11 protein-coding genes and 1 tRNA gene are annotated in these 14,244 nt (G+C 58.6%); 2 read left to right on the forward strand and 10 right to left on the reverse strand.

Features of this window, described 5'->3' with window-relative positions; translation table 11 throughout:
• Window positions 1-22: 22 nt before the first annotated feature.
• The 5 genes from mtgA to GOW16_RS04025 all read right to left on the reverse strand — a co-directional run bounded on the left by mtgA (window position 23) and on the right by GOW16_RS04025 (window position 8,368).
• Window positions 23-757, reverse strand: coding sequence for a monofunctional biosynthetic peptidoglycan transglycosylase (gene mtgA, locus GOW16_RS04005; RefSeq protein ID WP_170410641.1), 735 nt, complete (start codon window positions 755-757; stop codon window positions 23-25).
• Window positions 758-796: 39 nt separating this feature from the next.
• The gene (locus tag GOW16_RS04010; RefSeq protein ID WP_170410642.1) at window positions 797-1,756 is read right to left on the reverse strand and encodes a Hint domain-containing protein; all 960 of its coding nucleotides are present in this window, start codon (window positions 1,754-1,756) and stop codon (window positions 797-799) included.
• A gap of 187 nt (window positions 1,757-1,943) precedes the next feature.
• Entirely contained in the window at window positions 1,944-6,476 is a 4,533-nt protein-coding gene (gene gltB / locus GOW16_RS04015) for a glutamate synthase large subunit (protein ID WP_170410643.1), read from the reverse strand.
• A complete protein-coding gene (locus tag GOW16_RS04020) occupies window positions 6,473-6,907 on the reverse strand; it encodes a GFA family protein (RefSeq protein ID WP_170410645.1) in 435 nt (144 codons plus the stop codon). Before GOW16_RS04020 ends, gltB begins: the two co-directional genes overlap by 4 nt.
• A 27-nt stretch (window positions 6,908-6,934) precedes the next feature.
• Window positions 6,935-8,368: an NAD(P)-dependent oxidoreductase gene (locus tag GOW16_RS04025; protein WP_170410647.1), complete on the reverse strand. Its 1,434-nt coding sequence runs from the start codon at window positions 8,366-8,368 to the stop codon at window positions 6,935-6,937.
• Window positions 8,369-8,598: 230 nt separating this feature from the next.
• On the opposite strand from GOW16_RS04025, the gene GOW16_RS04030 reads away from it, so the two are divergent.
• Window positions 8,599-9,402 carry an undecaprenyl-diphosphate phosphatase gene (locus GOW16_RS04030; RefSeq protein ID WP_170410650.1) on the forward strand — a complete coding sequence of 268 codons (804 nt, stop codon included), beginning with the start codon at window positions 8,599-8,601 and terminating at the stop codon, window positions 9,400-9,402.
• Here the strand turns inward: GOW16_RS04030 and GOW16_RS04035 are convergent, their stop codons facing one another.
• The gene (locus tag GOW16_RS04035) at window positions 9,403-10,386 is read right to left on the reverse strand and encodes a complex I NDUFA9 subunit family protein (protein ID WP_170410653.1); all 984 of its coding nucleotides are present in this window, start codon (window positions 10,384-10,386) and stop codon (window positions 9,403-9,405) included.
• Between the two features lie 198 nt (window positions 10,387-10,584).
• On the opposite strand from GOW16_RS04035, the gene GOW16_RS04040 reads away from it, so the two are divergent.
• Window positions 10,585-10,671: transfer RNA gene (locus tag GOW16_RS04040), tRNA-Leu, on the forward strand.
• Between the two features lie 102 nt (window positions 10,672-10,773).
• Here the strand turns inward: GOW16_RS04040 and GOW16_RS04045 are convergent.
• The 4 genes from GOW16_RS04045 to GOW16_RS04060 all read right to left on the reverse strand — a co-directional run bounded on the left by GOW16_RS04045 (window position 10,774) and on the right by GOW16_RS04060 (window position 14,210).
• Complete coding sequence (locus GOW16_RS04045) at window positions 10,774-11,226, reverse strand: CoxG family protein (protein ID WP_170410656.1); 453 nt, start codon at window positions 11,224-11,226, stop codon at window positions 10,774-10,776.
• A 106-nt stretch (window positions 11,227-11,332) separates the two neighbouring features.
• Window positions 11,333-12,145 carry an XdhC family protein gene (locus GOW16_RS04050; RefSeq protein ID WP_170410659.1) on the reverse strand — a complete coding sequence of 271 codons (813 nt, stop codon included), beginning with the start codon at window positions 12,143-12,145 and terminating at the stop codon, window positions 11,333-11,335.
• Between the two features lie 11 nt (window positions 12,146-12,156).
• Window positions 12,157-13,344 (reverse strand): vWA domain-containing protein, encoded by a 1,188-nt coding sequence (locus tag GOW16_RS04055; protein WP_170410662.1) that lies wholly within the window; start codon window positions 13,342-13,344, stop codon window positions 12,157-12,159.
• Window positions 13,344-14,210, reverse strand: coding sequence for an AAA family ATPase (locus GOW16_RS04060; protein ID WP_170410665.1), 867 nt, complete (start codon window positions 14,208-14,210; stop codon window positions 13,344-13,346). The genes GOW16_RS04055 and GOW16_RS04060 overlap by 1 nt, the downstream gene beginning before the upstream one ends.
• Window positions 14,211-14,244: the final 34 nt, after the last annotated feature.

Below are 14,244 nucleotides of genomic sequence, written 5' to 3' on the forward strand. Positions count from 1 at the left end.
TAGCCTTGAGGGGCATAGGGTTTCAATCCTCGAAACAATCCGCGCGACCATCTGCGCGGATGGTGGCCGCTCCGTCCAGGATGGATGCCGCACGTCTGCGGGTCCGAACCGACGGGTCTGTGACGGATCGGTTGCGGGGCGAGGGCAGGATCGCCGCCAGCCGGGCCGCCTGAACAGGCGACATCTTAGCCGCGCTGGTCCCGTAATACCGCTGTGCCGCGGCTTCGACCCCAAAAACCCCCTGACCGGTTTCGGCAACGTTCAGATATACTTCGAGGATTCGCTGCTTGCTCCAGAAGATTTCGACGACTGGTGTAATCGACGTTTCAAGCGCTTTGCGCACCCAGCTGCGGCCCTGCCACAAGAACACGTTCTTCACGACTTGTTGCGTGATGGTCGAGGCCCCCCGGCTGCCACCGTCTTCCAGCGCATCGCGGATGGCCTCAACGTCAAAGCCCCAATGCAGGCAGAAATTCGCATCCTCCGCTGCGACGGCGGATCGGGCCATGATCGGCGCAATCTGTTCCATAGGCACCCAGTCGCGCTCGACCTTGCCCAGCCTGCGCCATTCCGACCAGATCGTATGGGTCACCGGCGGGTTGACCACCGAATAGAGAAGGACCAACCCCAATATAAGCGCCACGGCGCCCAAAGCGACCCGTGTCACCCAACGGCGAATCCGCGGGATCAATTGTGATTTTGTTTTTGACGCTCTGCCTTTTTTTCTGCTCGGCTTGCGCGCTGCTTGTCTTGCCATTCTGTTGCTATACGACGCGGCGAACGAGTTTGGAACGGTTTATGTCACGATGGCGCGCCCTTCGCGCGGATGAACCACCGGACGCGCTGTTTTCGGCAAGGCCGGGTTTCGCCGAGAAAGCTCGGGGAACAGCCTCAAAACCTCGGCGCGCACGTCCCTGTCCGACTGCGAGATTGCGTGACCAAGATAATAACTTTCGCTTTTGGCCCCGTTTGCGATGACGATTTCATGTTGTGCAAACAACAGGTGGATATAGTCGACCTGCCCACCCTCGACACGAGTCACGGTCTTGCCGTTCACCAGACAATGCGCTGCGACCAGAACCTCGGGGTGGCCGAACAAATATGGCGCCCGCCAATCTTCGACCAGCATCCTGTGCTGCGGAGAAACGGTCAGAGGCGCATTCAACCCCAGTACGCCTGCGTCGAACCGGATCGGGGCCAATTTTCCTTGGGCTTCAACCGTGGTGCGGCCGATCCATTGCAGCTCTTGCGGGCCGTGATCGGCAGTGGAAACCAGATCACCAGGCTTTAGTTCTTCGACAAGGCGCGGACCATCCGGTGTGTCGATCAGGGTTCCGGGCGTAAAGCAGGGTGGCCCAAGATCACCCCCCGCAATATCGACCGAACCAAACCCGTTGGGATCACCGAAATCGTCGCTGACATCCGTGAAGGACGAGCTGACAAACGTTCCATTCTCTAGGACCTGATTGCCATTGGGCGTAAAGACCCGGCGCCCATCGGCGAGGTAGAATGTGACCCCTGTATAGGTCACCTGAGTCCCGTTACTCAGTTCGATCGTCACCATATCATTGAAGAACGTCGACGTGATGTCAGACCCATCGACCGAGTCGCCGTTCAACCGGTTGATCAGCCCGTTGTCATTCTGATCCACGATATCCAGAGACTGGACTGTCAGTGGCGTTCCAACAACCGTGCCGTTGTTACCGGGGTTCGCCGGATCCAACTCAAAGAACTGATCTTTATAGGTCGTGGGCATACGCCTGCTCCCGCCTGCTCATCTCTCTGGGACGCAGTGTGGCTGCAAATCCCGAGAAATTTATGGCATTAGCTAGGCGCGATCTGCGTGAAAACGCAATAAACACGCGATATTTGTCAAAAATTGATGAAGCCCGCGTGTTTCTGGTAACACGCGGGTTTCTTTGATCAGGGGTCCTCGGGATCGCTTATTCTGCCGGGACAGCAGTCGCTTCGACGGTCAGCGGATGGCTGAGCTTGTTCAGCATCTCTTTCGGGCAGACCTGCAGGAAGTTGGTCTTTTCAACCTCCCAATGCTGCAAAATGTCCGCAGCCTTGCGGCTGTAGGTTTCGGTCTGATGCGCCTCGATCAGCGATTTCAGCTGCTCTTCCCAATGGTCCACGGTCACCGGGCAGGTCACCAGCGTTTCCATGTTCATCAGCGCCTGCGCCTTGCCTTCGGGGTCGTACAGATAGGCCATGCCACCTGTCATACCCGCACCAAAGTTGGCACCGATGTCCCCAAGGATCACCGCGACACCGCCGGTCATATATTCACACCCGTTCGAGCCACAGCCCTCGATCACCACTTTGGCGCCCGAGTTCCGCACGGCAAATCTCTCACCAGCACGACCAGCTGCGAACAGATGGCCGTCGGTCGCCCCGTACAGAACGGTGTTGCCGATGATGGTGTTGTCATCCGCCTTCAACGGGCTGACCTGCGGCGGACGCACGACGATTGTGCCGCCGGACAGACCTTTGCCGACATAGTCGTTGGCATCACCAGACACCTCGAGTTTCAGACCCGGAGCGGCAAAGGCCCCCAGCGACTGACCGGCAGACCCTTGTAGCTTCACATGCAAATGGTCGGGTTGGAACGTGTTCCGCATCCCGAAATTCTGCACGATATGGCTGGAAACCCGCGTGCCCACAGTCCGATGCGTGTTTTGAACAGCGTAGGATAGCTGCATTTTCTCACCGTCCTTCAGGAACCTTGCCGCGTCCCGTACGATTTCGGCGTCCAGCGTATCGGGCACCGCGTTGCGGTCGCGCTCGCGGTCATAGACGATGTTGTGGGCCCCATCGACCGTGATCAGCAGCGGGTTCAGGTCCAGATCATCTAGATGCGCTGAACCGCGACTGACCCGCGCCAGCAGATCTGCCCGTCCGATGATGTCGTCTATCGAACGTGCGCCCAGGCTGGCCAGCAGTTCGCGCACTTCCTGCGCATAGAAGGTGATCAGGTTCACCACCTTGTCCGCATTTCCGGTGAACTTGGCTCGCAGGGATTCGTCCTGCGTACATACGCCGACGGGGCAGGTGTTGGACTGGCACTGACGCACCATTATGCAACCCATGGCGATCAGTGCAGCAGTACCGATCCCGTATTCCTCGGCCCCCATCATCGCGGCCATTACAATGTCGCGACCGGTGCGCAGACCTCCATCGGTCCGCAGAGTCACGCGGTCGCGCAGGTTGTTCATTGCCAGAACCTGATGCGCTTCGGTCAGGCCCATTTCCCACGGCAGACCAGCGTACTTGATGCTGGTCGCGGGCGATGCACCTGTGCCGCCATTGTGGCCCGAGATCAGGATCACGTCCGCCTTGGCTTTGGCGACACCGGCAGCAATTGTGCCAACGCCCGAAGACGCCACCAGTTTCACGGTCACCTTGCAGCGCGGGTTGATCTGCTTGAGGTCATAGATCAGCTGCGCCAGATCCTCGATCGAGTAGATGTCGTGATGCGGCGGCGGCGAGATCAGGGTTACGCCTTTGGTCGAGTGCCGCAGGCGCGCGATCAAATCGGTGACCTTCATTCCAGGCAGCTGGCCACCCTCACCGGGTTTCGCGCCTTGGGCGACCTTGATCTCAAGCTCTTCACATTGATTCAGGTATTCGGCAGTCACACCGAACCGGCCCGAGGCCACCTGCTTGATCTTGGCCGATGGGTTGTCGCCATTGGCTTCCGGAACGAAATGCGCCGGATCTTCACCACCTTCACCGGAGTCGGACTTTGCACCGATCCGGTTCATCGCCACGTTCAACGTCTTGTGCGCCTCGGGCGACAATGCGCCCAACGACATACCCGGAGTAACGAACCGTTTGCGAATCGAAGTGATCGACTCGACCTCTTCAATCGGGATCGGTTTGCCCAGCGGTTTGAAATCCATCAGGTCGCGCAAATGGATCGGCGGGTTCGACTGCATCTTGGCCGAGTACTGCTTCCACAGCTCGTAAGAGGCGCGGTTACAGGCCATCTGCATCATATGCATCGAGGTCGCTTCCCAAGCGTGGATTTCACCCGATTTACGGGATTTGTAGAAACCACCGATGGGCAGCACGTCCAGACCTTTGCTCCATGCCTTGGCGTGGATTTCCTCGGCCTTGGTCTGAATACCGGTGACGCCGATACCGGAAATCCGGCTGGTCATGCCGGGGAAGTATTCAGCAACCATCGCACGGCTCAGGCCCACGGCCTCAAAGTTCAGGCCACCGCGGTAGGACGAGATCACCGAGATTCCCATCTTGGCCATGATCTTCAACAGGCCTTGGTCAATGGCTTCACGGAAACGGGCGACGTTTTCGGTCAGAGTCCCATCCAGTAGGCCGCGGTCAATACGATCGGCCAGCGAATCTTCAGCCAGATAAGCGTTCACGACGGTCGCACCGCAACCGATCAGAACCGCAAAGTAATGCGGATCCACACATTCGGCCGAACGGACGTTAAGCGAACAGAATGTGCGCAGGCCCTGACGTGTCAGATGCGAATGCACCGCGCTGGTCGCCAAGATCATCGGCATCGCCACACGACCCTCGCCCGAGTTCATGTCGGACAGCACCAAATGCCCGGCGCCAGACCGCACGGCTTCTTCCGCTTCGGCTCTAACACGGGTCAACGCTGCGCTCAGGGCGCCTTGTCCGGGCTCAAAGCTACAGTCGATCTCGGCCAGCGGGGCGTCAAAGCTTTCGACCAGCTTGTCCCATTGCGCGTTACCAACGAAGGGGCTTTCCAGAACCACAATCTCGGTCTGGCTGCTATCTTCGTCCAACACGTTCTTGAGGTTCGCAAACCGCGTCTTCAGCGACATCACGCGATACTCGCGCAGTGAGTCGATGGGCGGGTTGGTCACCTGACTGAAATTCTGCCTGAAGAAATGGCTCAGCGGGCGGTATTGCTTGGACAGCACCGCCGAGGGCGTGTCGTCGCCCATCGAGGCCAGCGCCTCTTTGCCGTCTTCGGCCATCGGTGCGAGGATCTGTTCCATCTCTTCTACCGAATAACCAGCCGCGATCTGACGTTTGCGCAGTTCTTCACCCGAGAAAATCGGAGTTTCTGTCACGCCAGCCAACGTGCTGTCCAGATCGTGGATCTTGCCGACCCATTCACCAAACGGCAGCGCGCGGGCCAGTTTGTTTTTGATCTGCGTGTCGCGGAACAGCTTGCCCTTTTTCATGTCGACGGCCAGCATCTGACCAGGCCCAAGCGCGCCTTTCTCGGTCACAGTGGCCTCGTCAATCGGCACCATCCCGGCCTCGGACCCTGCGATAACCAGCCCATCACCCGTCACAACATACCGCATCGGGCGCAAACCGTTCCGGTCCAGACCGGCGCAAACCCAGCGGCCGTCCGTCATCGCCAGCGCGGCGGGGCCGTCCCACGGCTCCATCACCGAGTTGCAATAGGAATACATATCGCGCCAGGCTTGCGGCAGCTCAACGGCCTGCTTGGACCAGCTTTCCGGCACAAGCATGGTTTTTGCCATCGGCGCTGAACGGCCCGCACGTACCAGCACCTCGAATACTGAGTCTAATGCAGCCGAATCCGACGAACCACCCGCGATGATCGGCTTGATATCCTCGGCATAGTCGCCAAAGGTGCCGCTGGCCATGCGGATCTCATGGCTTTTCATCCAGTTGATATTGCCCTTCAGCGTGTTGATCTCGCCATTATGGGCCAACATGCGGAAGGGCTGGGCCAGCCACCACTGTGGGAAGGTGTTGGTCGAATAGCGCTGGTGATAGATCGCGAACGCCGATTCAAAGCGTTCATCCATCAGATCAGGGTAGAACACGGCAACCTGCTCGGCCAGCATCATGCCCTTGTAGATGATCGAACGGCAGGACAGCGACGCCAGATACAGGCCCGAGATTCCTGCAGCAGCGGCGGCTTTTTCGATGCGGCGGCGAATTACATACAGTTCGCGTTCAAAAGTTTCCTCATCCACGCCCTTGGAGTTCGAGATCAGGATTTGCTCGATCTCGGGACGGGTCGCGTTTGCTTTGTCACCAAGACAGGTCACATCGACCGGCACGTGACGCCAGCCGTAAATGTAATAGCCCATTCGCAAGACTTCGGTTTCCACGATGGTCCGGCACTGTTCCTGTGCGCCGAAATCGGTGCGCGGCAGAAAGACCTGACCGACAGCGATCAACTCGTCCATTTTGGGTTCGTGACCGGTGCGGCGGATCTGGTCGTAGAAGAACGGAACCGGGATCTGCACATGGATACCCGCACCGTCGCCGGTCTTGCCATCCGCGTCCACCGCACCCCGGTGCCAGATCGCCTTGAGCGCGTCGATCCCGGCATCCACCACCTTGCGGCTTTTCTTGCCATCAACAGACACAACAAGGCCCACACCGCAGGACGAATGCTCTTCTTCCTCGGAATAGAGACCGTTTTCGGCCATGAACTGACGTTTGGCTTCTTCGGCCCGCACCCAATCGGCATCATATTTGGTCATTGGCTGTCTCCTTCTTCCGGCAGGGCATACATGGCTTCGACCTCAGCTTTGGTCATCTGCCGGCGTTCGCCTGCGAACGCGTACCCATCGGGTTTTTTGTCGATATATAGTTCAAGTTTCAGCGGGTTGCCGGTGTCTTCGAAAAGACCGGCAGCCATTTGCGTTTGTCCATGCATCTCGCCCGGCAAAGTAATCCGGTACCACAGCGTCGAACCGCAGTCTGAGCAAAATGCCCGCTCGGCCCAATCCGAAGACGTGTAAGTCTTTACCGGCCCCAATGCGGCATAGCCGGGCTCGGCCTCGAAGGTCACCAGCATCGAACTGGTCCAGCGACGGCATTGGTCACAATGGCACGCACCCAGCGAATCCCGCGCCGGGGTTGCGGTCACTGTGACCGCGCCACACATGCATTGACCTTGCAATTCGGGCATCAGACCCTCCTGTCGCTGGGCATTAGGTTACTCGGCAGCAATGGCGGCCTTGGCGTTGAAACGGTCGATGATCGCGTCAGCACAATCGCGACCGTCGCGGATCGCCCAGACCACCAGCGACGCGCCGCGGACGATATCGCCAATGGCATAGACGCCGTCCATCTCGGTCTCGCCAGTCTGGAACGCCGCCTTGACGGTGCCCCAACGCGTGACGGGCAGGTCGGGCTGACCGAACAGGGTGGGCAGGTCTTCAGGCTCAAAGCCCAGCGCCTTGATCACCAGATCGGCATCTTCGACATAATCCGCACCTTCGATCACCTCAGGTGCTTGACGACCTGTCGCATCGGGCTGTCCCAGGCGCATCTTCTGCACCATCACACCCGCAACGGATTCGTCGCCGGTAAAGCCTTTGGGCGCGCTGAGCCATTCGAACACCACGCCCTCTTCTTCGGCGTTTTGGGTTTCGCGCTGCGAGCCCGGCATGTTTGCGCGGTCCCGGCGATAGAGGCATTTGACGGACGTCGCTCCCTGACGGATCGAGGTTCGCACACAGTCCATCGCTGTATCACCACCGCCGATCACGACGACCTTTTTGCCTTCGGCATTCAGGCGGCCATTGTCGAAATCCTCGACCACGTCACCAAAGCTTTTGCGGTTCGAGGCGGTCAGAAAGTCGATGGCTTTTTCAATACCGTTCAACCCGCTGCCCGGCATCGACAGATCGCGCGACTTATAAACACCGGTCGCGATGATCACCGCATCATGCTTGGCGCGGATTTCATCGAATTTGGCGGCATCAACATCGCAGTTCAGCACGAACTCGACCCCACCATCGGCCAGCAGATCATTGCGGCGCTGTACAATGTCCTTTTCCAGTTTGAAGCCCGGAATGCCGTACATCAGCAAACCACCTGCACGATCATAGCGATCATAGACGGTGACCTGAATGCCCGCGCGGCGCAACATGTCCGCAGCGGCAAGGCCTCCGGGGCCGCCACCGATGATTCCAACACTTTCGCTGCGTTCAGATCCCGGAGCGACCGGTTTCACCCAGCCTTTGTCCCACGCGGTATCGGTGATGTATTTCTCAATCGTGCCAATAGTGACAGTGCCATGGCCCGATTGCTCGATCACGCAGTTGCCCTCGCACAGGCGGTCCTGCGGGCAAATACGTCCGCAAATCTCGGGGAACGTGTTGGTGGCCTGGCTGGTCTGATAGGCTTCTTCCAGCCGACCTGTCGCCGTCAGGTGCAGCCAATCAGGGATGTTGTTGTGCAACGGGCAATGCGACTGACAATATGGAACACCACATTGGCTGCACCGGCTGGCTTGTTCCCTGGCCTTCTCTGCTGCGAATTCGGCATAGATTTCATCAAAATCTTCTCTGCGGTCTTCTGCAGCACGCTTTTCGGGCATGACACGGTCGATCTGCACAAATTTCAGCATCGGTTGCTTGGCCACGGGTCAAACTCCATGAATTGGCTTGGTCGGGTCTCTTTAAGAGATGCAATGTAGGATTAAAAGTCAACTGTACTGACCTAGTTTGAAAAAAATACTCGAAATCAGTTGCTGGCTTGAAAATAGATGCGATTTTTAGTTCCGATTCGGACCTATATGCGCGCTTTCCTTTTTCTCGGCACGCTTATACCCATTGAACCAAACAAAGGCGTGACCACAACGCGGCGGGGTAGATGAGTCTTTTTCAGTTGATTCTTGCGGCGATTATTCAGGGTATCACCGAATTTTTGCCGATCTCTTCCTCTGGTCATTTGATCCTGTTGCCCAGCCTGACCGGGCTGGACGATCAAGGGTTGGCTATCGATGTGGCCGTGCATGTGGGCACTTTGGGTGCCGTGATTCTGTATTTCTGGTCGGATGTGAAACAGGCCGTGGCCGGCCTTCCCCGGGCATTGACAGGCCGGGCCGACACACCACAGGCGCAACTGGCCACGGGTCTGATAATCGCTACGATTCCCACCGTGATTGTTGGGGCCATTCTGTTCCGAACCGGCTTGATCGATGTGTTCCGGTCAATGGCTGTCATCGGCTGGACGATGTTGGGGTTCGGACTGGTGCTGTATTGGGCGGATCAGAAAGGTCCGCAAACCAAGGAAGCAAGCGAATGGGGTCTGCGCGATGCGGTGATCATGGGGTTGTGGCAGGTTCTCGCCCTGATACCGGGTACGTCCCGATCAGGCATCACCATCACGGGCGCACGTCAACTGGGCTACACGCGCGAAGACGGCGCGCGCATTGCAATGCTGATGTCGATCCCAACTATTCTGGCCTCGGGCGCACTACTGTCGGTTGACGTGATCCGCCAAGCAGATGCCCAATTGGCCCGCGACGGAGCAATTGCAGCATTCTTTGCCTTTATCTCGGCTCTATTGGCCCTGTCCTTGATGATGCGACTGCTGCGCAGCGTCAGTTTCACGCCTTATGTCATCTACCGCGTGATCCTGGGCGCGATCCTGCTGGTGATCGCCTACAGCTGATCAGGTTCGCAGGTTGCTGGCCGAGTTCTGAATGTCGTCGTACTGACCTGACGGACGGAACTTCCACAGGTAGTCCGGCAGCACCGATTCCAGCGTCGCGGGCTCGATCCCAAGATCCGCAAACCCCTTGGCCCCAACGGACACAACATTGTCGCGGCGCAGGTTTTTTAGCTGATCGCGGGTCAGGATATGGTTCGGGAACAACTGGAAGCTGGCGAATTTCACGATGTCCAGAACGCCCGCCATGACACGGGCCGCAAAGAAGGGCATTCCGATGATCACACGACGGCGATGAATCACGTCCAGCATCTGCTGCATCAACGCGCGAAAGGTTTTGACCTCGGGCCCGCCCAGCTCATAAACACCAGGCTCAGCGTGTCCAAGCACGCCCTGAACCGCTGCCTTGGCCACATCATCCACATAAACCGGTTGGAATTTGGCTTCGGCTCCAACCAGCGGCAGAAATGGGCCCATCCGGGTCATTCCGGCAAAACGGTTGAAGAACTGATCTTCGGTTCCGAAAATGACGGACGGCCGCAGGATCGTTGCGTCCGGCATATGGGTCAGCACACCGGCCTCTCCATGCGCCTTGGTCCGCGAGTACGCGCTGTCGGACTCCGCGTCCGCTCCGATGGCTGAGATATGCACCATGCGCTTGATGCCATGTTCGGCAGCAAGCCGTGCGATCCGCTCGGCCCCGTCGGCCTGTACAGCGTCGAAAGCATTCTTGCCCAGTTCATTCAGAACACCGACGCAGTTCACCACCGCGTCTGCCCCGTGCATCGCAGCCGCGACCGAGGCATCATCACGAATATTGCACAAAATGGGTTCGACTTGCCCGACAACGCCATACGTTTTGACAAACATCGCCTCATTCGGACGCCGGACCGCCACCCGGACCCGCCATCCTTCATTCGCCATGCGCCGCGTAATATACCGACCGACAAATCCCGATCCGCCATAAATCGTGACCATTTTCGACATGAGAGGGCTCCTGCTTGTGGGTCCTCTATCGATCTAGCGCCCTGAGCCTTTTCAAACAAGGCGCAATAACGCCGCGCGTCAGCGAAAAGACAGACCAATTCAAACCGAATTTGGGTGTGGGCAAAAAACTTTCAAAAATCCTCGCGAATCTGGTTGACGCCCTCCGCCAGTAGGCTTAAACGCCGCTCCACGACACCTGCCCAGGTGGCGGAATTGGTAGACGCGCTAGCTTCAGGTGCTAGTGTCCGTATGGACGTGGAGGTTCGAGTCCTCTCCTGGGCACCAAATCCCCTTACATTCAGAACATCGATGACTCCTCACGGAACTGCGTTTCCGCGGGATGTGCTCTGATGCGGGCCGGTCGATTTACCGGCCCTGCCGCAAGTCTCAAGTGACGGATTGCTCAGACACAACTTCGCCAAAACGGGTGAAAAATTTGCCCGACAGCTTTTTGGCTGTGCCGGCAATCAGACGGCTGCCCAGCTGGGCGATTTTTCCACCGACGTCGACTTTGGCCGTGTAAGCCAAAACAGTTTCATCGCCGTCTTCGGTCAGCGTTACGTCTGCACCACCCTTGGCAAACCCGGCGGCACCGCCCTTGCCTTCTCCGGTCAGGGAAAACCCGTCCGGTGCATTGCTGTTGTCCAGCGTCACAGCGCCTGCAAACCGGGCTTTGACAGGGCCGATCTTCAAAACCACCTTAGCTTCCAGATCTTCGGGCGAATTCTGGATCAACTCTTCACAACCCGGAATGCACTCCTGCAGGATTTCGGGGTCATTCAGAGCCTTGTAAACCACATCCCGCGGCGCAGCGATGCGGACTTCGTCACTCAGTTCCATTCAACTTTCCTTTGTTCAACAGCATCTTGGATAAACCAGAAGCGCGGTCTCTGTCGCCTCTTTCGGAGTTTGTTCGGGACGCGCGGGCCACAGGGACCTCAGGCGCTTAAGCACGTTTTTCATCATGGGCCTCCGTTTTGGATTTGTCACTGTTTCGCCAAAGCACAACTTCGGCCAGGATCGACACGGCGATCTCATGCGGGTCGATCGCGTGGATGTTCAGACCTGCTGGCGACTTAAGCCGCGCGGCCCTAATCGGGTCTAAACCCTGCGCAATCAACTTGGCCGTCAGTGTTTCGGCTTTCCGGTGGCTGGCCACCATCGACACATGCTTGGCATCCGTTTGCAGGGCAGCAGTCAGGGCCGCCGAATCCTCCTTTCCTTGCGACGCAACAACGACGAAATCCTGTGGCTCGACTCCCAAATCCCCAATGGTTTTGGGTGTGAATCGTTGGAAATCACCATCTGTCTTAGCCGTTTCGCTGACACAGACACGGAACCCGGCCAAGGCGGCATGCGCTGCCAGAGCCGTTGCGATCGGCGACTCTCCAAAAATCACCAGACGTGGGGCGTGCTGGTAGGGTTCCACAAGCAGATCGACTGTTCCACCGGACGGGCATCCGCTTTTGAACGTCTGAACGCCGTCAGGGTCGGTCATGTTCACCACCTTTTCCGAAGGTTTGACCCGGATCATCTGCGGCGCGCCACTGACCAGCGCCTGCTGGGCAGAAGCCCGAACCGCGCGCTGAACGCAGGCACCGCCCAGATGCCCCAGAATCCGTCCGTCTTTCGTGATCGCCGCTTTGCCCCCTGCTTTGGCCGAGGTCGCGTCAGCAGTGCGCAACACCGTGGCCACGCAAAAGGCTTCATCGGTTTTGCGCAGCTGCTCAATCGTGTCGAATATATCGAAACTAGCCATTCGGACTCCTTTCACAGCTTACGGAATTGCGGCTCCAGCGCCGCCAACGCTTCAAGCGTATTTGCGGGCAGGTGCGCATCCAAATGAGGTTCGGCCGCCTGCATCGCGGCGGCGATGGGTTGGTAGTCGCGCCAGCCTTTCAGCGGGTTCAGCCAAACGATCCGCCGAGCCTTTCGCCGTATCCGGGACAAAACATCGCCCAGAGCCTGCGGATCGGAACTGCAATAGCCGTCGGACAGGATCAGAACGATGGTCCGACCGTTCAAAGCCCGCGCGCCGTATCCGTTTAGGAAATGCTCAAGGCTACCCGAGATATCCGTGCCACCGCCAAACCCTTCGGCCATCAATGACAAACGCCCCGCCGCGCGCAAAGTGTCGTGGTCGCGCAACGCATCCGTGACGCGCATCAGGCGAGTGTGAAACAGATAAGCGTCCGCCTCTGTTCCACTGCCGATCAGACCTTTGAGGAAGGCCAAAAAGACACGCGAATAGACCGTCATGGACCCACTTACGTCACACAAGGCCACGATCCGCATCGGACGCGGCGGACGGGCGCGGCGATAGAGATCCATGGGCTCACCACCCCGTGCAAGGCTGGCCCGCTGCATGCGGCGCATATCCAAAGCAGGTCCTCGCAACGCCTGTTTGCGCCTGCGCGAACGGCGATCCCGGATGGCGCGTGCAATGGCAGTTGCGGCCTGTTCGGCCTGCCGCAGCGCGTCTTCATCCATCAACTCGCGCAAATCCCGGCGCGACAGGTTAGCCGTACGGGTTGCAATCAGCTTCCCGTCTCTCCCCACGGCCTCCCCATCGCCGGTATCAGGTGTGGCGGCCTGATCCGTGTCGGTCTCGGTTTCCTGATTATCCTGGCTTTCCTGCTGCCAGATCATCGGCTTGGCGGATTGAACCCGCACATGAGCCGTTTGGGCGGTTCCCGTGCGTTGCTTCCCTGTATTGAACCAATAGGCTTCGAACAGGTCATCAAACCGACGCCAATCGTCGGCGTCGCCAGCCAGCAACACGCAAAGTGCCTGCTGGGCCTGTCTGACATCTGTCGCCTCAACCGCCGCCAGCGCAGCCAATGCGTCGCCCGTTTCAGCCGGCCCGACGGGCATCCCGTTCATGCGCAGATGTGCGATGAAGCCGGACATGCGATCCGACAAACCGGACGCGCGCGAGGGGAAACGGGTGATCTGCATCACGCCACCTTTCCGATCAGGCGATCCATCACTTCGGGCGGGGCAGCGTCATAGTCGGCTGCGGTTTTCAGAAGGCAGACAAGGGTCGCCTGAACATCTTCACGAGATTGCGCAATATCGTTGACACCCAACCCCGAAAGGGCGGCCGCCCAGTCCAGCATCTCGGCGATGCCGGGAGTCTTTTCCAGATCCTCTTTGCGCAATGCCTGCACGACGCCGATAATCTGGCGCGCCAAAAGCCCTTCGACTGCGGGCATGCGGGCTTTCAGGATCGCCATTTCCGTTTCACGCGACGGGTAGTCGAGGAAGCTGTACAGGCACCGGCGCCGCAGCGCGTCCGACAGGTCCCGAGTCCCATTCGCGGTCAGGATCACAATGGGTCGCGAACGCGCCTTGATGGTGCCGAGTTCAGGAATGGTGATCTGAAAGTCAGACAGGATCTCAAGCAGATAGGCTTCAAACTCCTCGTCAGCCCGGTCGATTTCATCGATCAGCAGAACAGGCGGTTCTTCTTCGCTGATTGCTTCCAACAATGGTCGCTTCAGCAGATAGTCATCGGTGAACAGCTGGGCCTCGCTGGTGCCGCCCTGCGCTTCGCTCGCACGGATGGCCAGCAACTGACGCTGGTAATTCCATTCATAGATGGCGTGGCTGGCGTCCAGCCCTTCGTAGCATTGCAACCGGATCAACCGCGCTGCGCGCTGTGCTGCCAACGCCTTTGCGACCTCGGTTTTGCCGACCCCAGCCGGGCCTTCCAACAGCAGAGGACGCCCAAGCGTCTGCGCCAGATGCAGTGCCATCGCCAAACGGTCATCGGCAACATAGCCCACCTCGGCGAGGCCTTGCTGTATGTCCTGCAAGCTCATGCCATTCTCCCGGATTGCCGCCGCGCCGAGATGC

This window comes from Ruegeria atlantica (assembly GCF_013033965.1).
Taxonomy (GTDB): domain Bacteria; phylum Pseudomonadota; class Alphaproteobacteria; order Rhodobacterales; family Rhodobacteraceae; genus Ruegeria; species Ruegeria atlantica_D.